Source organism: Photorhabdus luminescens subsp. luminescens, assembly GCF_001083805.1.
Taxonomy (GTDB): domain Bacteria; phylum Pseudomonadota; class Gammaproteobacteria; order Enterobacterales; family Enterobacteriaceae; genus Photorhabdus; species Photorhabdus luminescens.
The window spans coordinates 295,914-314,464 of sequence record NZ_JXSK01000001.1; the positions used below are offsets into that span (position 1 = coordinate 295,914).

An 18,551-nucleotide genomic window follows, 5' to 3' on the forward strand; every position below is an offset into this window, starting at 1 on the left:
CCAGTAATTCTATCACGCTAGAGAGAAATATGCTGTATTTTGCATTCTGCTCCGAGCAGTGATTATCGTTTTCTATATGTTAAGGAATATCTTGTCGCCAGGCATCAGCGGTGAGTGGCTCACCAAAATGGCTGGCGATCAGACGGCGAGTCATATCATGCAGAGGAGAAGCCAACACTTCCGCTGTATTTCCCCGTTCGACAACTTCTCCCTGATGCATGACCAGCACCTGATCGCTGATGTGTTTCATCATGCCAAGATGCTGAGTGACATACAGATAAGAAATACCGTGTTTTTCTTGTAATTCCAACATCAGATTAATGATTTGAGATCGCATAGACATATCGAGTGATGCTAATGCCTCATCAGCAATAATAATCTGAGGTTGTAATATCAATGCACGCGCTAATGCTACCCGCTGTTTTTGTCCTGAGGCTAGCATATGTGGATAATAATTGGCATGGTCCGGTAACAGGCCAACTTGTCGCAATGTCTGGTTGATCCGCTTTTCCCGTTCCATTGTATTGAGTTCTGTATTGAGCAGAAGGGGAATGGCAAGAATTTGTCCAATCCGCTGACGAGGATTTAGCGATGTACTTGGGTCCTGAAATATCATGCGAATGCGCTGACTGCGATAACTATAATCACCGTAAGTGAGTTTATGGCCTTCGATCATGATTTCGCCGGAAGTTGGCTCGATGACGCCTGAAAGCATCTTTGCCAGTGTTGATTTTCCAGAACCGTTTTCACCAATAATCGCCAGTGTCTGCTTAGCTTTTAAGGTAAAACTGACGGGTTTCACCGCATCAAGGTGTTGGCGGTGAAAAAAGCCGGTTCGATAACGAAAAGTTTTAGCCAGGTTCCTGACTTCTAGCAGAGTATTAACCAATTACTGTTCCTCCAGATTCAGTGGAAAGTGGCAGGCAAAAGCATGGTTCTTAATCACCCGCAATCGTGGTGTTTCAATACATGTTTTTTGCGCGTAAGGGCAACGCGGACCTAAACGGCAGCCGATGGGTAGGTGCTCAAGGGATGGAATAGCGCCGGATAAGGTGTTTAACCTGCTTTTGTGAGGCAAAGAGCTGCCAAAATCAGGGATAGCGCGGCTTAACGCTTGTGTGTAGGGGTGGTGTGGCGTTATCAATAATTCATCGGGAACGGCGCTTTCGACCGTTTGACCACAATACAGAACGTTAATGCGATCCACCAATTTGCTCATGACTTGCAAGTCATGACTTATTAGTAAAATGGTGGTGTTATTGTTCTGATTCAATCGTGCTAACAGACGGAAAATCTGAGCTTGGGTGGTCGGTTCCATCGCATTGGTTGGTTCATCTGCAATCAGCAGGCGTGGTTGGTTAGCCAATGCGATAGCAATCATGACCTTCTGGCACTCTCCTTCCGTTAATTCGCAGGGGAAGCTGCTCATGATGTCTTTATGATCTTTAATTCCCACACGGTGGAGTAATTCAATAGCCCGGCGTTTTCGCCATTTGAAACGTTGCCACCAGCGGCCTTTGTAAGTCCAGCCGGGGATGGCTTGAATGAGTTGCCGACCAATATTTTCAGAAGGATCAAGACAGGATTGCGGTTCCTGAAAAATCATTGAGATATTGTGGCCGATGACTTTTCGGCGTTGCCGTGGAGTCAGGCGGAGCAGGTCAATATCATCGAAGCGAAAACGGTCAGCCGTTACTTTAAGATTATCTTTAGTGACGCCGCTTATTGCTTTGGCAATCAGGCTTTTACCTGAACCGGATTCACCCACCAGGCCGCGTATTTCGCCTTCTGTCAGTGACATGCTAACGCGATCAACCGCTTTAACTGGCCCTTTGGCAGTCATAAATTCAATAGTGAGATTGCGAATATCGAGTAATGGCATTATTCCACCCCGGAATTAATTGCACGGTGTAATCCATCACCTAATAAATTGACTAACAAGACACTAAACATGATTGCTGCGCCGGGCAACATAACGGTCCAGGGCGCAACATAGATTAGCTCCAGTGAATCGCCCAACATGGCTCCCCATTCAGGCGAGGGAAGTTGAGCGCCAAGATCAAGAAAACCAAGTGAAGCGATATCAAGTATGGCGATAGAAAGGGCGCGTGTTAGCTCGTTGATCAAGGCGGCGGTAATGTTGGGTAATACGGCATACCATAGAATATGGTAATTAGAGGCGCCATCCAGACGAGCGGCAATAACATATTCTTTATCTAGCTCATCGTGAACTGCGCTGTAAACCGTGCGAACGATACGTGGCAATAGCGCCAACCAAATAGCGATTATTGCATGCTGCAAACTGGCGCCCACAAAGGCGACGACAATAATTGCCAGCAATAGTGATGGGATAGAGAGTAATGTATCGAGAATATGATTAAGTACTGCGGATTTCAGTCCTCGTGTCATGCCTGCCAGACAGCCGATAATCAAACCACATAAAGCAGCCGCTAAAGTGACTAACAGCGCTGAACCGAATGTAGATGCCGTACCTATTAGCAATCGGCTGAGGATATCGCGCCCAAGATCGTCGGTACCTAGAAAAAATGCGATATTACCGTGATATGACCATGAAGGCGGCAGTAGCTGGTGACCAAGAAATTGTTGATCGAGCTGATAGGGGGCCAGATATCCACCAAACAGACTTAGGGCAATCAGAATAAGCACCCCATAAAACCCCATCATTGCCAACATGTCCGAATAGAAAAAGCGCCAGATGACCTTTATCGGTGATGGCATTTTCTTTTCACGATAAAAATTATCTAAGGGCATACCATTCCTTATGCTTCAGAGGGTTAGTCATTGCGCCAATAATATCAGACAGAACATTGACTAAAATCACCAGTGTGCCAATCACCATAACACCCGCAGAAATGGCGGAATAATCTTGCTGACGAATGGCGCTGACTAACCAATGGCCAAGTCCCGGCCAGTTAAATACGAGTTCCGTCATCATTGCCAGTGTCAACATGGTGGAAAATTGTAATCCTAATTTCGGGATGATAGGGGGCAATGCATTGTGTAAGACATGACGACGAATAATTGTCAGCCTCGATAAACCACGGGTTGCGGCGGCTTTGATATAGTTCTCGCCAAAAACCTCTTCTGTACTGTTTCTCATCAATCGAATAACTTCGGTTGTCGGTGCAACGGCGAGTGTAATAACGGGTAGCAGCAAGTGTTGCATGGCACTGATGATCATCTCATTACGATGGGGCGATTTTGATAACCAGGCATCGATTAATGAGAAACCTGTCACAGGTTCAATCTGATATAGCAAATTAAAGCGTCCTGAGACTGGTAGCCAGCCGAGATAAAGAGAAAAAAATAGGGTGAGTAATAGCGCTAGCCAAAAAATCGGGATAGAAAATCCGACTAAGGCAATGGAAGTGATAACAGTATCCGCTGGTTTGTTACGCCATACTCCCGCAATAATCCCGAGTGGGATGCCGATTAGCAACGCGACAGAGAAAGCCAGAATACAGAGTTCCATTGTGGCGGGAAACACTTCCCATAATTGTTCGCTGATAAGTTCACCGTTGATGCTGGATACGCCAAAATCCCATAGTAATAAGCTGTGGAAAAAGAATATATAAGCATCAAACAGGGATGCTCCGCTGAGAGGAGCATTAGGGGTGAAGTAGCTGAGGCTAAAGCTTATCAGCGACAGGAAAAATAGGGTAATAATCAGCAAAAGCAGACGACGGAGAGTGTAAATAATCATTTGCCACCTTTCTGACTCATTTGATCAGGCTCTTTTTCCCGATAAACACCAGCGAAAGAGGTATTGCCAAATGGGCTGAGTATTAGCCCTTTAATATCGTATCGGTAAGCCTGTAAATGCAGAGAATAGGCTAATGGTAATACAGGTAATTGCTGTTCAAGGATTTGTTGAGCTGCATGATAATACTTAATTCGGGATAATAATTGCTGGTTAATTAAAGCTTCCCGCAAAATTTTATCAAATGCTGGATCACACCAATGACTGAAATTGGTCTGTGAAGCAATAGCGGCACAACTTAATAGCGGCCGGAAAAAACTGTCTGGGTCATTACTGTCAGTTGACCAACCTGATAGGGTCATATCGTGAGATTTATCCATCAGTTTGGTTTCTTGAAAACGGCCCTCAACAGGTTTAATACTCATAGTAATACCAACTTGTGCTAAATCGGCCTGAATCAATTCTGCCATTTTGAGTGGACTTGGATTGTATGATTGAGAGGCGGAAGGGACCCATAAGCTCAATTGCAAGCCATTTAATTCAAGATCATTAAGTATCTTGCGGGATTTTTCTGGGTTGTATTCCGTAATCTGAGTTTGATTATCATAAGCCCATGATGCCCGGGGTAAAATTGATGAGGCTGTTTCCGCCGTACCATAATAGATGGATTGCATCAGCCGTTGGTTATTAATAGCGTAGGCAATAGCTTGCCGCACCTGTAGTTTATCAAGAGGAGGCTTGCTGGTATTGAAAGCCAGATAAGCGATATTCATTCCTGGGCGTAAAGTCAGACGCAGGCGGGGATCATCTCGTAAAACCGTAAGCTGGCTGGCTGCGGGATACGCTAATACATCACATTCACCGGTTAAAAGCTTAGACATCCTGCCAGTGCCGCCGGCGCCGACGTCAATAACTATTTGCCGCATTTGTGGTTTGCCTTTCCGGTATTTATCATGGCGAACCAGACGGATAAATTGTCTGGTCCGATGATCTTTCAACATAAACGGGCCTGTGCCGACAGGCTTCCAGTCAATTTGTTCATGGCGATTCATTTGATGCAATTGTTGCCCATATTCTTGTGAAAGTATTGGGGCATAGTGGGTTGCTAAATGCCAAAGAAAAGAGGCGTCTGGTTCGTTCAGGCGAAATTCCACCGTATATTCATTAATCTTACGGATACTTTGAATAGAGCCGGCCAGTTGGAGACTGTCAAAATAGGGGTAATGACCGCCATTGACGTTATGATAATAGTGTTGCTTATCGAACAGACGCTTAAAGCTAAAGATGACGTCATCAGCATTCATTGTACGGGTCGGAGTAAACCAGTCTGTTGATTGAAATGAGACATTACGGCGTAAATAAAAGCGGTAAGTCGCGCCATTATCCAGTATATCCCAATGGGAGGCTAATTCAGGGAGCAAACGGTAAGTGTAAGGATCAACGTCTAATAGACGCTCGTAGAGTTGGGCGGCCAGGGTATCGACAGTTAAGCCGCTGCTAGTCAGTTGAGGATTAAAGGTATTCAGATTGCCATTAACGCAATAAATAAACCCGTGTTGCTGAATGTCAGCCGGAACGTGATGCTTTTTTTCAGGCGTAGCCATTGTTTCTGCAATAGCCGGGGCTGAAAGGGATAATATGATCCAATAAATCAAACTACGCATATATGGCATCTGTTATTAATTAGAATTGACACATTGTATCTCAAATAGCGCTTGAGCCCAAAAAAACGCTGCGGTGATGATAATGAGAAAAATTCTCAACAAAGTGCTTTACAAAACGTATTGATAACCATTATCATCTGTATCGCACTTCCGGGGAACAGTTTTTATGTCCCAGGAAATGCACGACATTGCTCACATTGCTTCCAGTGTTTTTTTAGCCAGCTCGGGTGCTGGCTTTTTTTTTATTTGTAATTCGGCTCACTTATCGCCGACGTTGATATCGTGTTTCTTCATTAAGCCTCGTAATTGATAATAGGTCAGCCGTAGTTTCTCCGCCGCTTTTCTTTGGTTAAACCTGCTCTCTTTTAATGATAACTCTATTAATTGCCGTTCGCTGTCATGTTGCCACTGTTTCAAATTAACGGGCAGTGAAGGCAGAAGTTGTGAAGATAAATCATGACTATCATCAACATTGTCTATGAAATACGGTGTGGAGGCGAATGGATTAATAATAACATTATCAAGTTGATCAGCATTCTCGCCGTGACGATAAACCGATCGTTCCACAACATTTTTCAATTCACGGATATTACCGGGCCAAATGTAATTCTGTAACTGTTGTTTTGCCTGGTCAGTAAAACCGGGAAATAGCGGCAAATCAAGTTCGCGGCACATCTGAATAGCAAAGTGTTGTGCTAGCAACATGATATCCTGTTGTCGTTGGCGCAATGGAGGGATTTTGACCACATCAAAAGCCAGTCTATCGAGCAAATCAGCGCGGAATTGCCCCTTAGCTGCCATTGCGGGCAGATCATCATTGGTGGCGCATATTAGCCGAACATCGACCTGTAATGGTTGGCTGCCGCCAACGCGTTCAAGATGCCCATATTCAATAACGCGCAATAACTTTTCCTGAACCTGCATTGGCGCGGTTGCCAATTCATCAAGAAATAGCGTTCCCCCATCGGCACGTTCAAATCTGCCTTGATGCTTTTTTTGTGCGCCGGTAAATGCGCCAGCCTCATGACCAAATAACTCTGAATCCAATAAATTTTCATTCAAAGCCGCGCAGTTTAGGGAGATAAATGGCCCTTGCCAGCGGGGGGATAAATAATGCAAACGGCGGGCAATCAGCTCTTTGCCGGTTCCGCGCTCCCCAATGACGATGACGGGTTTATTTAATTTTGCTAGCGCGGATACCTGTTCCAGGATTTCGATAAAGCTGTTTGCTTCACCTAATAGATTTTCTGTGGCGTCATTCATGGTTATTTTCACCAATAATTGGTTATTTAGACCACTTTATTTCGTTATGATAAAAAGTCAAATAAAAAAATTTCTTTATATTTCATGAAAATAGAGAAAATAAAAAGTTGGCACGATTCTTGATATTCTTGATAAGTAATTAGGAGTGACATGAACAGTATTAACTAACCTTACCAAAGAGGATAATTTATTATGGGTATTTTCTCTCGTTTTGCCGATATCGTGAATGCCAATATCTCTTCATTACTGGATAAAGCGGAAGATCCGCAGAAAATGATTCGCCTGATGATTCAGGAAATGGAAGACACTTTAGTTGAAATTCGCTCAACTTCTGCCCGTACTCTGGCAGAGAAAAAGCAGTTATCCCGCCGTATTACCGCAGGTGAACAACAAATGCATGATTGGCAGGAAAAAGCGGAACTGGCGTTGGGTAAAGAGAGAGAAGATTTGGCGCGAGCGGCCTTGATTGAAAAACAGAAGGCGGCTGCTTTAGTGGATACATTGAAACATGAATTAGCCATACTGGAAGAGACACTTGAGCGAATGAAAGGGGAAGTTGTTGAACTTGAAAACAAACTGAGTGAAACCCGAGCAAGACAACAGGCGTTAGCTCTGCGTCATCAGGCGGCTGCTTCTTCCCGGCAGGTTCGTCGTCAGCTCGACAGCGGTAAAATTGATCAGGCAATGGCTCGCTTCGAGCAATTTGAGCGCCGTATCGATCATATGGAAGCGGAAGCAGAAGCCGTGGGCATGGGAAAACAAAAATCTTTGGATCAACAGTTTGCTGAATTAAAAGCAGACGATGAAATCAGTGAGCAGTTAGCGGCAATGAAGGCTAAAATAAATGCTAATAAAGAACAACATTAAATGTTGGTGCGCTTAACTCACCATTAAGGAAAAGTGATGGGCTCTATATTTCTTGGCATTCCGTTGACTATCTTTGTACTTTTTGTGCTACCCATCTGGTTGTGGTTGCATTATAGCGACCGGAATTCCAATCAAAGCCAGTTAGATCAGAATGAAATTCAGCGTCTGGCAGAGCGTGTACAACATATGCAGGCACGAATCAAAACATTGGAAGATATTCTGGATGCAGAACATCCTGATTGGAGGCAATCATAATGTCGAATGGTAATCGCCGGAAACTGTATCGAATACCTGAGAAGGGCAAAATTAAAGGTGTTTGTGCTGGGTTGGCCTATTATTTTGATGTACCAGTGCGCTTGATTCGTGTCATAGCGGTATTATCACTGTTTTTTGGCCTGTTTGGGTTTGTGGTTGTCGCTTATATTGTATTGGTTTTCGTCCTTGACCCGGCACCTCCGGGTTATCCCCAAGAGGACCATTTTTCAGCCCGAAACTTGCTGAATGAAATCGATTATCAATTGAAATCGGGAGAGATTCGTCTGCGCCAAATGGAACGTTATATTACTTCTGAAACGTTCAGTGTTCGCAGTCGTTTCAGGCAGCTTTGATAATAATTTAGGAATGCCTTGGGCTAGTTGTGGAGTCATTAATGTTGAAACGAACTCATGAAGCGGCGGAACACGATAATTGGTTCCGGGAACAAGTGAAACAAGGTCTCAATGAGGCCGATGATCCTAACACGGTTTGGGTTTCTCATAAGTTGGCCAAACAAGAGATGCAATGTCAGCGTGAAGCCCTGCAAGCACGAGTTGCAGGAAAAGTTAAATGATGTAACTAACTGGTATTGCCTGATCGTAATACTTACCACAGGAGAGACATGAAACGGCTGCAAAATGAATTCGCTGCGCTGGTTAATCGTGGGATGGATCGCCATTTACGGTTAGCTGTAACAGGATTAAGTCGTAGTGGTAAAACAGCGTTTATCACATCTTTGGTTAACCAATTACTTAACCTCCATAACGGCACCCGGTTGCCGTTATTTTCTGCTGTACGTGATGGTCGCTTGTTGGGGGTAAAACGGGTTCCTCAACGCGATTTAGGCGTTCCTCGTTTTACTTATGATGAAGGGTTGACCTCACTTTACGGCACACCACCTGACTGGCCGACCCCGACCCGGGGCGTCAGTGAAATCCGGTTGGCGCTTCGTTACCGCTCTGAGGATTCTCTGCTGCGTCATTTTAAAGAAACTGCCACGTTATATCTGGAAATTGTGGATTATCCCGGTGAATGGCTGTTAGACCTACCGATGCTGGCACAAAGTTATTTAACATGGTCATGTCAGATGAATAGCTTATTGCAGGGAGAAAGAGCTGAATGGGCAAAACCTTGGCTGGAGCTTTGCAAACAGTGCGATCCGTTGGCGCCCGCAGATGAGAATCTATTGGCTGGTATTGCTCAGGCCTATACGGAATATTTGGTTAAATGCAAAGAGCAAGGCTTGCATTTTATCCAGCCGGGGAGATTTGTTCTGCCCGGTGATATGATGGGCGCTCCGGCTTTACAATTTTTCCCTTGGCCGGGTATCAGTAATATCACTGAGTCACAATTTGCTCAGGCAGATCAACACACGAATATTGGTATGTTGCGTCAGCGCTTTGAATATTACTGCCAGTCGGTTGTGAAAGGGTTTTATAAAGCGCATTTTTTACGTTTTGATCGGCAGATTGTGTTGATAGATTGTTTACAGCCATTGAACAGTGGACCACAAGCATTTAATGATATGCGTTTAGCGCTGACACAATTAATGCAGAGTTTTCATTATGGTAAACGCACTCTCTTCCGCCGCTTGTTTTCCCCTTGCATTGATAAATTAATGTTTGCTGCCAGTAAGGCGGATCATGTTACCGCCGATCAACATGCTAATTTGGTTTCTTTACTCCAACAATTGGTTCAGGAAGCCAGACAAAATGCGGCTTTTGAAGGTATCAGCATGGATTGTGCTGGTCTGGCATCGGTACGGGCGACAGAAAGTGGCATGATTGAACATCATGGTGAAAGAATTCCAGCATTGAAAGGATATCGGCTTAAGGATGGTAAATCACTGACATTTTTTCCCGGTGAGGTGCCGCGGCGTTTACCTGATGATAGTTTCTGGCAAAAACAGGGTTTCTCTTTCGAGGAGTTTGGCCCTTGTCCGGTAGATACTGATACACCATTGCCTCATATCCGGTTAGATACCGTGCTGGAGTTTTTAGTGGGAGATAAAGTGAGATGACGGAGCCCTTGAAGCCAAGAATTGACTTTGAAGAACCCTTATCAGGGCCGCAAGAGCCGGTTTTAAAACCCGCTCAGATTTTCGATGAAAAAGATATGGCGAATTTCTATCCTGTATCGCCAGAACTTGAGACAGAAGAGCGTGAAGGTCAGGTAGAAGGGATAGTTAATGCGGCATTGAAACCTAAGCGTAGTTGCTGGCGTAACATGGTGTACGGCGCTCTGGCTTTATTGGGCGTGAGTGTTGTTGTTCAGTTTATGCAGTGGATTTATCAATCATGGCAGCAACAGGATTGGAGCGCATTAGGTGTGGCGGCGGCAGGGGGCATGATTGTCTTTGCGGGGATAGGTTCTCTGGTCAGTGAGTGGCGTCGTCTTTATCGGCTAAGAATGCGGTCTGAAGAACGGGATACTGCGAAAGCGTTATTACAGCATCATGGTGTGGGTAAAGGGCGGGAATTTTGTGAGAAGTTGGCAAGTCAGGCGGGCATCGAACAGCATCACCCGGCGTTACAGCGCTGGCGGGCCGCTTTACACGATACACATAACGATCGTGAAGTGGTGCTGTTGTACAGTAAATGGGTTCAACCTGTTTTAGATGCTCAAGCCAGGGCTGAAATCAGCCGCTATGCGGCGGAATCGGCATTAATGATAGCGGTTAGCCCGTTGGCGATTGTCGATATGGCGTTTATTGCGTGGCGTAATATCCGGCTAATTAATCGTATTGCAGCTTTATATGGTATTGAACTGGGGTATTTCAGCCGTATTCGGCTTTTCCGCCTTGTTTTGTTGAATATTGTTTTTTCTGGTGTCTCAGAAGTGGTGCGGGAAGTGGGTATGGATTGGCTATCGCAGGATATCACAGCGCGTCTTTCTGCCAGAGCTGCTCAAGGGATAGGTGTCGGTTTACTGACCGCCCGGTTGGGTATTAAAGCGATGGAATTATGTAGGCCATTACCTTGGATAGAAGGTGACAAACCTAAATTAGGAGATTTCCGTCGTCAGTTAATCGCTCAACTTAAGAATATCCTGCCAAATAAGTCTAAGAATATAGTTGATTAAATGATATATACTTTAATTCTATCTGAACGCACAAAATATCCAGATAACGACAACGTTTTACGTTATTTTATTAATCTGTTTTATAATCAATTGTAGAATTTATTTATTTTAGTGAAAGTTTCAAATGCTGTGTTATTTACGACATTGAAAAAACCGGAGTCTGGTCAATTTTTACTGACAGAATGCTTCATATGAATAATCGTAGAGAGTAGTATTTTAAAAAATTATATGTATTAGTGTAAATAAGGTCAAAACAGATGCGCTTAGAAGTTATTTGCCATGATCGAATTGGGCTGACCCGTGAATTGCTCGATCTACTGGTATTAGAAAATATTGATTTAAAAGGGATAGAAATATCCCAAATCGGCCGGATTTACCTTAATTTTTCACCCGTTGATTTCAATGTATTCCGTAAATTGATGGCGGAAATTCGTCGTATTAATGGTGTTATTGATGTTCGTACCGTCTCTTTTATGCCTTCTGAAAGAGAACACAAAGCGATGTGCGCATTGTTGGAGTCCTTGCCTGAGCCTGTTTTTTCGGTTGATCTGAAAGGAAATATTGAACTTGCTAACTCTGCGGTGTTTAAGCTGTTTGGTGTGAGTGAAGAACAAACTTATCAAAAACCTATCGGGCAGTTTATCAGCGGTTATAACTTTTCGCGCTGGTTTGAAAATAAGAATATCCAGCAACGTGTAGAAAGGATAACTCTCAAAGGCTTGGACTACCTGATGGATATTACTCCCATTCAACTGATTGATGAAAAGCAGAAAATGCAGTGTGTCGGCACGGTGATTATGCTCAAATCCGCTGCCCGAATAGGGACCCAACTGAAAAAACTGACTATTAATGACGGCAGTGAGTTTAAGAAAATTATCTCTGTTAGCCCAAAAATGACTCAGATTATTGAGCAGGCTCGTAAAATGGCGATGCTGGATGCGCCGCTGTTGCTGATTGGCGAGACGGGAACGGGCAAAGATATTCTGGCAAAAGCGTGTCATTTGCACAGCTTACGCGGAAAACAACCCTTTTTGGGGTTGAACTGCGCATCGATGCCGGATGATGTAGTCGAAAGTGAACTGTTTGGCTACGCTGCCGGCGCTTATCCTAATGCGATTGAAGGAAAGAAAGGTTTCTTCGAGCAGGCCAATGGCGGCACTGTTTTGCTGGATGAAATTGGTGAAATGTCGCCACAGATGCAAATTAAGCTACTGCGTTTTCTGAATGATGGTACTTTTCGCCGAGTAGGGGAAGAAAACGAAGTCAAAGTGAATGTCAGAGTTATCTGTGCTACGCAAAAAAATCTGGTTGAATTAGTACAGCGGGGGGAATTTCGCGAAGATCTTTATTATCGCCTGAATGTGTTGGCGATTACGCTTCCGCCGTTGCGTGATCGCAAAGCAGATATTATGCCGCTGGTGGAGTATTTTATTGAGCGTTTTTCTGAAGAGCAGGGGGTACTGAAACCTAAATTGTCCCCTGAACTTCCCCATTTCCTGACGAGTTACAGTTGGCCCGGTAACGTAAGGCAGTTACAAAATGCCATCTATCGCGCATTGACTCAGCTTGAAAATATGGAGCTGACGCCGCGGGATATCCAACTGCCAGAGTTTGAAACAGAGGTGTCTTTTAGTGAAGATGTGTTCAATGGTTCTCTGGATGAAATCAGTAAACGCTTTGAACGTTCAGTGTTGACGCGTCTTTATCGGCATTATCCAAGCACGCGTAAACTGGCTAAACGTCTTGGGGTATCGCATACTGCGATTGCCAATAAATTGAGAGAATATGGTCTGAGTAGCAGGAAACACGCTACTGAATATGAACCGGATGACGACGAGTAAAATAATGCCCACCAGAAGTGGGCATTATACGAATCACGGGATTTATTTCAGTACGGCCAGTGCGCTATCGTAATCTGGCTCATTAGTGATTTCATCAACCAGTTGGCTATAAATCACATTATCGCTTTCATCAAGCACAATGACTGCACGGGCTGTGAGACCACTCAGAGGACTGTTACTGATGGCAACGCCATAATCTTCACTGAAACTACCGCCACGCAGGGTAGACAGCGTGACGACATTCGATAACCCTTCCGCGCCGCAGAAACGGGACTGAGCAAAAGGTAGATCGGCGGAAATGCACAGAACGACGGTATTTTCCAAATCATTCGCTACCTGATTAAATTTACGTACAGATGCCGCGCAAACGCCGGTATCGATACTTGGGAAAATATTCAGCACCTTACGCTTTCCGGCATAGTGGCTAAGAGAGACATCGGAGAGATCTTTGGCTGTCAGAGTAAAATCTTGCGCTTTTTCCCCTGATTTTGGGAACTGGCCGCTTACGGAGATATCATTGCCTTGAAATTTTACTGTTTGTGTCATAGTTTTCTTCCTCTGATAAATGAACCACGATTGCCCAGTGTAGAAGAATATTCGGCTCTTGCCCATCAAAAATAGCACTTGTGAGAGTAAAATTGTCTGATTGTGTCATTTCGACAATGGCTTATAATTTAGCAATGGGATATCTATTTTATAACAGGGCAGATAATTACCTTATGCGCTATTTCAATCTGATTTCTTGTGCACTACTTATCAATAGTTCTCTTATCACCGTTTCTGCTTTTGCTGCGGAAGTTCCTCCTGGTACTCAGCTTAATGACAAACAGGAACTGGTACGTCATCTAAAAGACGAACCGGCGTCCTTGGACCCGATTAACGCCGTGGGCCTGACAGAAGCGCAAGTTCAGCGCGATCTGTTTGAAGGGTTGGTGAATCAGGATGCGTATGGCAATGCCATTCCCGGTGTAGCAACAGCGTGGAAAACCGTAGACAACAAAACTTGGTTTTTTACGTTGCGTTCTGATGCCCGTTGGTCAAACGGCGAACCTGTTACTGCGACAGACTTTGTGTATAGTTGGCAGCGGTTGGTCACTCCGGCTAATACGTCATCTTTTGCTTGGTTTGCCGCACTTGCAGGTATTGAAAATGCGCAGGAAATTATTGACGGCAAACTACTGCCAGAAAAATTGGGCGTTGAGGCCATTGATAAGTACACATTAAAGGTGACATTAAACCGGCCTGTGCCTTATTTTCCCAATCTGACGGCGAATTTCAGTCTCTACCCGGTAAATAAGAAAATAGTAGAAAAATATGGGAAAGAGTGGATAAAAGTTGGTTATTTGGTGGGAAATGGCGCTTTCAAATTACATGATCGAATTGTTAATGAGAAAATCGTTCTGACACCAAACCCTTATTATTGGGATCATAAAAAAACCGTCCTAACCAAAGTCACATTTGTGCCCATTAATCAGGAATCACACGCGACTAAACGCTATCTGGCGGATGATTTAGATATCACTGAATCCTTCCCGAAAAATATGTATAAAAAATTGCAGCATGAATTACCTGGGCAAGTCTATACGCCGGATCAGTTGGGAACCTATTATTATGCTTTTAACACTCAACGTGCGCCAACTAATGATGCCAGAGTACGTAAAGCGCTTTCTATGGCAATTGATCGCAAAGTCATTACTGAAAAAGTTTTAGGGACAGGAGAGAAACCTGCCTGGCATTTTACGCCGGATGTGACTGCTGGTTTCCATCCTGCGCTCAGTGACATGGAACAACATACACAGGCAGAATTGGATCAACAGGCTAAGGTTTTGTTACAAGCGGCGGGTTACGGGCAGAACAATCCACTGAAACTTTCTCTGCTCTATAATAATTCCGAAAACCACCAGAAAATTGCGATTGCTATTGCCTCTATGTGGAAGAAAAAATTGGGGGCGCAAGTGAGTTTGATGAATCAGGAATGGAAAACTTATATTGATAGCCGTAACACGGGCGATTTTGATGTTATTCGAGCATCTTGGGTGGGTGATTATAATGAACCTTCTACATTTCTAAGCCTGTTAACTTCAACGCATAGTGGCAATATTGCTAAATTCCATCAGGCGAATTATGACAAATTACTACAATCTGCTAGTTTGCGAACAGATGATGCTTTAAGAAACGATGACTATAACAAAGCGGAGCAAATGATTGCTGAACAGGCGCCTATTGCACCGATTTATCAGTACACTAACGGCAGGTTGATAAAACCTTGGTTAAAAGGATACCCGATCACCAATCCTGAAGACGTGGCATATAGCCATACTATGTACATTATTAAGCACTAAGAGTAAGGAGCTGGATGTGGAGACCATTTATGGCTCATCATTGAAAGAGGCTGATGCAGTCTATGCTTGTCAGTTTGATGGTCAAGGCGGCATGACATCGATTGATATGAATGGATTAGCCACACCAGCTCAACCTTTCTGGCAACATCTGGATTACCATAATCCTAAGAGTTACCGCTGGATAATGGACACGGATTTGTTGCCAGAAACGGTCAAAAAGGGGCTGGCTGGAGAGAGTTTTAGACCGAAAATAGTGCGTACTGGTGATGGTACGATGATCACGCTGCGGACAATTAATAGCAATAAAAGTGAACGTCCCGATCAATTGGTCACATTCCGTATTTACATTAATGCTGAAATTATCGTTTCCAGTCGCCATCGTAAAGTTCATTCACTTGAACAGGTACTGAGTGATTTACAAAATGGTATAGGCGCGAAAACGACCGGGCATTGGTTGGTTGAAATGGCTGATGCAATAACTGATGAAGTGGGTAATTTTATTGAAGATCTTCATGACAACCTTATTGAGCTTGAGAATATGATTCTTGAGCAACGGACGCCAGAGCGAGGTGGATTAGCTTTACTGCGTAAACAATTGATCATTCTTCGTCGTTATATGGCACCTCAAAGAGATGTATTTGCCCGTCTCGCCAATGAAAAATTACTCTGGATGAGTGATGAAGATCGCCATCGAATGCAGGAAATAGCTGACCGCTTGGGAAGAGAATTGGATGATTTGGATGGTTGTATTGCTCGTACGGCAATTATTTCAGATGAAATTACATCCATGATGACGGATGCGATGAATCGTCGTACTTATACTATGTCATTACTTGCTATGATTTTTTTGCCAACAACATTCCTGACTGGATTATTTGGTGTCAACCTTGGTGGTATTCCTGGTAATGAAAACCATCTAGGTTTTAGTATTTTTTGTTTGCTGTTATTGGGATTGATTATATTTGTTGCCTGGTGGTTAAAAAGAAGTAAATGGCTATGATAATTAGAGAGTTGTTTGGCGAGATGAAACACAACGGCGAGAAAGTGTTACGAAAATTGATGCTTAATTTGAGATATATCAATATTCACCAGACGCCATTGAGGCATGATAGCTCTCGCAGGTGAAAACAACGTTAAGCGATGAACGTTGTTCTCCGTAATTGTAGTTTTTCTCACATAAGTCTTTATACAGAATAATTGCCCATTCTTGTGCCGATATTAATTGCTAATGTCGGCTTTTTTTATTTTTCATTGTGGTTGTAGGAAAATAAATAAAAATCAAGGCAAAAGAGACAAAGACATTGACGCTCTGAAATATATCCAGAGCGGTATGATTAAGAATATACCCGTCATCTTTCAAGCTGCCTCTTTGTTGGCTGCACTCACTCACCCCGGTCACATAGTTATCTATGCTCCCGGGGATTCGCTCCTTTGCCGTCGCGATGCAACTTGAAATCCATTGGGTATAGCTATTTTACTTCAACAACATCCAGCCGTTCTGATTGGTAATCGGGCTGATCTTCTATATCACCGACGAGTTGTATTGGTAATTCTTCGCGGTCAAAAGCGAGATCGCCGCCATCAATAACTTCGCTGCCGTGAGTGATATTTTTAAAATCGAATAAATTAAAATCGCTGAGATGCGATGGAACGACATTTTGTACCGCACGAAACATAGTTTCAATTCTGCCCGGATAACGCTTATCCCATTCCCGTAGCATATCCTTAATAACCTGACGTTGCAGGTTGGGTTGTGAACCACAGAGATTACAAGGAATGATTGGAAATACTTTGGCGGTTGCATAGCGCTCAATATCTTTCTCACGGCAATAGGCGAGAGGACGAATGACAATATGTTTACCATCATCACTCATCAACTTTGGCGGCATACCTTTTAGTTTGCCGCCGTAAAACATGTTGAGAAATAAGGTCTGTAAAATATCATCACGATGATGGCCTAATGCAATTTTCGTTGCTCCCAACTCAGTGGCTGTGCGATATAAAATCCCACGGCGTAGACGAGAACAGAGTGAACAAGTTGTTTTACCTTCGGGTATCTTCTCTTTCACTATGCCATAAGTGTTTTCTTCGACAATTTTATATTCCACACCCAGTTCATCCAGATAAGCGGGAAGGATATGCTCAGGAAAACTGGGTTGTTTCTGATCCAGATTAACTGCAACAAGTGAAAAATTAACTGGAGCGCTTTTTTGCAGATTTTGCAGGATAGATAGCAGGGTATAGCTGTCTTTACCACCAGAAAGGCAGACCATAATACGATCGCCTTCCTCAATCATATTGAAATCAGCGATTGCTTGACCGACATCACGGCGCAAACGCTTCTGTAATTTGTTCAGGTTATATTGTTGTTTCTGATCCACCACGGACACTCTGTAAATAATGTTTAAATGGGATTTAGGGGATGGAGTATACCATTTTTATTACCTGACACCTTAAAAGAGTTTGCGATAGATTCCGCTCGTTTTTACCTGTTAATACTAATCAATTGATAGTTTTTTCTGTTGTCGAAGATGAAGAGCGCACATACTCTGGATTCTATTGGTAACCGGTGTCAGAATGGATTTGAAAATCAGATTTCAGTGCGGCAATTCAATCATGGTCTGACTGTTATTTATATTGATCCTCTTGATTTAGTTCAATGAATAATGTTTTTGAATTAAGACTATTATTGTTGCTGTAAAAAATAATGCTCCACCTATATAAGTGGTAATGATATATATTTTTATCCAATGTGTTAAGCTGGAGGGTAGATTTTGAATAAAGTCATAAGATTCTTGGTGCATATATTTGCCATCAGGATGGTTTGTTTTCATTTTTTTTCCAGTTAACAGCCTGTAGAAGAACATAACGACTTGAAACTGATCACGCATCCTTCCGAAGCGTTCTATCGTTATTCCTATTGGTAAATAAAATCCTTCTTCTATATATAATTCAATGATTTTGTCCATCTTTTTTTGGTTTATTTTATAAATGGCTATTGATATAATGAGAAAAATAATGGAGGAGATAAAAGAAATCACTAAAATGATAAAGGTGATTATATTCATATTGACACCCCATGAATATCCATATAGTTAAGCGTATTTTTCAAATAGGTATATTGCCATTGATATAATGAAGGATGCAACACTTATATTGATGGTAATGAAACATGTTTTTATCCAGTGAGTTAAATTGGGGGGTAAATTTTGAATAAAATCGTAAGACTCTTTTGGCATATATTTACTATTAGGTTTATTTATTCTTATTCTTTTTCCTGTTAATAATCTATAGAAAAATGCGGCAGTATAAAATTGACCGTGAATACCCATAAAATGCCCTATGTATGCTCCTGATGATAAACAAAACCCTTTTTCCATATATAATTCAATAATTTTATCCATCTTTTTTTGATTTATTTTGTAAATAGCTGATGATATAATGAAAAAACCAATAAAAGAAGCGCAAAAAATAAGTAAAATGATAAAAGTGACTCTATTCATATTAATGCTCCATG

The 18,551-nt window shown here is 42.9% G+C and carries 19 protein-coding genes; 9 read left to right on the forward strand and 10 right to left on the reverse strand.

Annotation, left to right across the window (positions count from 1 at the left end; all coding sequences use genetic code 11):
- Positions 1 to 79: 79 nt before the first annotated feature.
- The 6 genes from sapF to pspF form a co-directional block, all read right to left on the reverse strand.
- Complete coding sequence (sapF, locus tag TI10_RS01115; protein ID WP_049581330.1) at positions 80 to 889, reverse strand: putrescine export ABC transporter ATP-binding protein SapF; 810 nt, start codon at positions 887 to 889, stop codon at positions 80 to 82.
- Complete coding sequence (sapD, locus tag TI10_RS01120; RefSeq protein ID WP_049581331.1) at positions 890 to 1,882, reverse strand: putrescine export ABC transporter ATP-binding protein SapD; 993 nt, start codon at positions 1,880 to 1,882, stop codon at positions 890 to 892.
- Entirely contained in the window at positions 1,882 to 2,772 is an 891-nt protein-coding gene (sapC, locus tag TI10_RS01125) for a putrescine export ABC transporter permease SapC (RefSeq protein WP_049581332.1), read from the reverse strand. Before sapC ends, sapD begins: the two co-directional genes overlap by 1 nt.
- Complete coding sequence (gene sapB / locus TI10_RS01130; protein ID WP_049581333.1) at positions 2,759 to 3,724, reverse strand: putrescine export ABC transporter permease SapB; 966 nt, start codon at positions 3,722 to 3,724, stop codon at positions 2,759 to 2,761. The genes sapC and sapB overlap by 14 nt, the downstream gene beginning before the upstream one ends.
- Positions 3,721 to 5,385 carry an ABC transporter substrate-binding protein SapA gene (sapA, locus tag TI10_RS01135; protein ID WP_049581334.1) on the reverse strand — a complete coding sequence of 555 codons (1,665 nt, stop codon included), beginning with the start codon at positions 5,383 to 5,385 and terminating at the stop codon, positions 3,721 to 3,723. The genes sapB and sapA overlap by 4 nt, the downstream gene beginning before the upstream one ends.
- Before the next feature lie 258 nt (positions 5,386 to 5,643).
- On the reverse strand, positions 5,644 to 6,648 hold the full coding sequence (gene pspF / locus TI10_RS01140; protein ID WP_049581335.1) for a phage shock protein operon transcriptional activator: 1,005 nt from the start codon (positions 6,646 to 6,648) through the stop codon (positions 5,644 to 5,646).
- Positions 6,649 to 6,840: 192 nt separating this feature from the next.
- Here pspF and pspA point away from each other — a divergent pair, with 192 nt between their 5' ends.
- From pspA to tyrR, 7 genes are all read left to right on the forward strand, one after another.
- Positions 6,841 to 7,515, forward strand: a complete 675-nt coding sequence (gene pspA / locus TI10_RS01145) for a phage shock protein PspA (RefSeq protein ID WP_049581336.1) — start codon at positions 6,841 to 6,843, stop codon at positions 7,513 to 7,515.
- Positions 7,516 to 7,551: 36 nt separating this feature from the next.
- Positions 7,552 to 7,770 carry an envelope stress response membrane protein PspB gene (gene pspB, locus TI10_RS01150; RefSeq protein ID WP_049581337.1) on the forward strand — a complete coding sequence of 73 codons (219 nt, stop codon included), beginning with the start codon at positions 7,552 to 7,554 and terminating at the stop codon, positions 7,768 to 7,770.
- Positions 7,770 to 8,123: an envelope stress response membrane protein PspC gene (pspC, locus tag TI10_RS01155; RefSeq protein ID WP_049581338.1), complete on the forward strand. Its 354-nt coding sequence runs from the start codon at positions 7,770 to 7,772 to the stop codon at positions 8,121 to 8,123. The genes pspB and pspC overlap by 1 nt, the downstream gene beginning before the upstream one ends.
- Before the next feature lie 41 nt (positions 8,124 to 8,164).
- Positions 8,165 to 8,344: a hypothetical protein gene (locus TI10_RS01160; protein ID WP_049581339.1), complete on the forward strand. Its 180-nt coding sequence runs from the start codon at positions 8,165 to 8,167 to the stop codon at positions 8,342 to 8,344.
- 48 nt (positions 8,345 to 8,392) lie between these two features.
- Complete coding sequence (locus TI10_RS01165; protein WP_049581340.1) at positions 8,393 to 9,790, forward strand: YcjX family GTP-binding protein; 1,398 nt, start codon at positions 8,393 to 8,395, stop codon at positions 9,788 to 9,790.
- On the forward strand, positions 9,787 to 10,851 hold the full coding sequence (locus TI10_RS01170) for a YcjF family protein (protein WP_049581341.1): 1,065 nt from the start codon (positions 9,787 to 9,789) through the stop codon (positions 10,849 to 10,851). The genes TI10_RS01165 and TI10_RS01170 overlap by 4 nt, the downstream gene beginning before the upstream one ends.
- Positions 10,852 to 11,108: 257 nt before the next feature.
- Positions 11,109 to 12,692 carry a transcriptional regulator TyrR gene (gene tyrR, locus TI10_RS01175; protein ID WP_049581342.1) on the forward strand — a complete coding sequence of 528 codons (1,584 nt, stop codon included), beginning with the start codon at positions 11,109 to 11,111 and terminating at the stop codon, positions 12,690 to 12,692.
- 42 nt (positions 12,693 to 12,734) lie between these two features.
- On the opposite strand, the gene tpx is transcribed toward tyrR, so the two are convergent.
- Entirely contained in the window at positions 12,735 to 13,238 is a 504-nt protein-coding gene (gene tpx, locus TI10_RS01180; RefSeq protein ID WP_049581343.1) for a thiol peroxidase, read from the reverse strand.
- A 173-nt stretch (positions 13,239 to 13,411) separates the two neighbouring features.
- On the opposite strand from tpx, the gene TI10_RS01185 reads away from it, so the two are divergent.
- Together TI10_RS01185 and zntB are read left to right on the forward strand one after the other, a co-directional pair.
- On the forward strand, positions 13,412 to 15,034 hold the full coding sequence (locus tag TI10_RS01185; RefSeq protein ID WP_049582128.1) for a peptide ABC transporter substrate-binding protein: 1,623 nt from the start codon (positions 13,412 to 13,414) through the stop codon (positions 15,032 to 15,034).
- Between the two features lie 16 nt (positions 15,035 to 15,050).
- A complete protein-coding gene (gene zntB, locus TI10_RS01190; RefSeq protein ID WP_049581344.1) occupies positions 15,051 to 16,034 on the forward strand; it encodes a zinc transporter ZntB in 984 nt (327 codons plus the stop codon).
- A 469-nt stretch (positions 16,035 to 16,503) separates the two neighbouring features.
- Here zntB and ttcA read toward each other — a convergent pair whose 3' ends face one another.
- The 3 genes from ttcA to TI10_RS01205 form a co-directional block, all read right to left on the reverse strand.
- Entirely contained in the window at positions 16,504 to 17,433 is a 930-nt protein-coding gene (gene ttcA / locus TI10_RS01195) for a tRNA 2-thiocytidine(32) synthetase TtcA (protein WP_175445329.1), read from the reverse strand.
- Between the two features lie 252 nt (positions 17,434 to 17,685).
- Positions 17,686 to 18,102: a hypothetical protein gene (locus TI10_RS01200; RefSeq protein ID WP_049581346.1), complete on the reverse strand. Its 417-nt coding sequence runs from the start codon at positions 18,100 to 18,102 to the stop codon at positions 17,686 to 17,688.
- Between the two features lie 27 nt (positions 18,103 to 18,129).
- Entirely contained in the window at positions 18,130 to 18,537 is a 408-nt protein-coding gene (locus TI10_RS01205) for a hypothetical protein (protein WP_049581347.1), read from the reverse strand.
- Positions 18,538 to 18,551 lie beyond the last annotated feature (14 nt).

Excerpts from the sequence above, each read along its gene's own strand:
- sapD (WP_049581331.1), bottom strand. The coding sequence starts at position 1,882 with ATGCCATTACTCGATATTCGCAATCTCACTATTGAATTTATGACTGCC.
- sapC (WP_049581332.1), bottom strand. The coding sequence starts at position 2,772 with ATGCCCTTAGATAATTTTTATCGTGAAAAGAAAATGCCATCACCGATA.
- sapB (WP_049581333.1), bottom strand. The coding sequence starts at position 3,724 with ATGATTATTTACACTCTCCGTCGTCTGCTTTTGCTGATTATTACCCTA.
- sapA (WP_049581334.1), bottom strand. The coding sequence starts at position 5,385 with ATGCGTAGTTTGATTTATTGGATCATATTATCCCTTTCAGCCCCGGCT.
- pspF (WP_049581335.1), bottom strand. The coding sequence starts at position 6,648 with ATGAATGACGCCACAGAAAATCTATTAGGTGAAGCAAACAGCTTTATC.
- pspA (WP_049581336.1), top strand. The coding sequence starts at position 6,841 with ATGGGTATTTTCTCTCGTTTTGCCGATATCGTGAATGCCAATATCTCT.
- pspB (WP_049581337.1), top strand. The coding sequence starts at position 7,552 with ATGGGCTCTATATTTCTTGGCATTCCGTTGACTATCTTTGTACTTTTT.
- pspC (WP_049581338.1), top strand. The coding sequence starts at position 7,770 with ATGTCGAATGGTAATCGCCGGAAACTGTATCGAATACCTGAGAAGGGC.
- TI10_RS01160 (WP_049581339.1), top strand. The coding sequence starts at position 8,165 with ATGTTGAAACGAACTCATGAAGCGGCGGAACACGATAATTGGTTCCGG.
- TI10_RS01165 (WP_049581340.1), top strand. The coding sequence starts at position 8,393 with ATGAAACGGCTGCAAAATGAATTCGCTGCGCTGGTTAATCGTGGGATG.
- TI10_RS01170 (WP_049581341.1), top strand. The coding sequence starts at position 9,787 with ATGACGGAGCCCTTGAAGCCAAGAATTGACTTTGAAGAACCCTTATCA.
- tyrR (WP_049581342.1), top strand. The coding sequence starts at position 11,109 with ATGCGCTTAGAAGTTATTTGCCATGATCGAATTGGGCTGACCCGTGAA.
- tpx (WP_049581343.1), bottom strand. The coding sequence starts at position 13,238 with ATGACACAAACAGTAAAATTTCAAGGCAATGATATCTCCGTAAGCGGC.
- TI10_RS01185 (WP_049582128.1), top strand. The coding sequence starts at position 13,412 with ATGCGCTATTTCAATCTGATTTCTTGTGCACTACTTATCAATAGTTCT.
- TI10_RS01200 (WP_049581346.1), bottom strand. The coding sequence starts at position 18,102 with ATGAATATAATCACCTTTATCATTTTAGTGATTTCTTTTATCTCCTCC.
- TI10_RS01205 (WP_049581347.1), bottom strand. The coding sequence starts at position 18,537 with ATGAATAGAGTCACTTTTATCATTTTACTTATTTTTTGCGCTTCTTTT.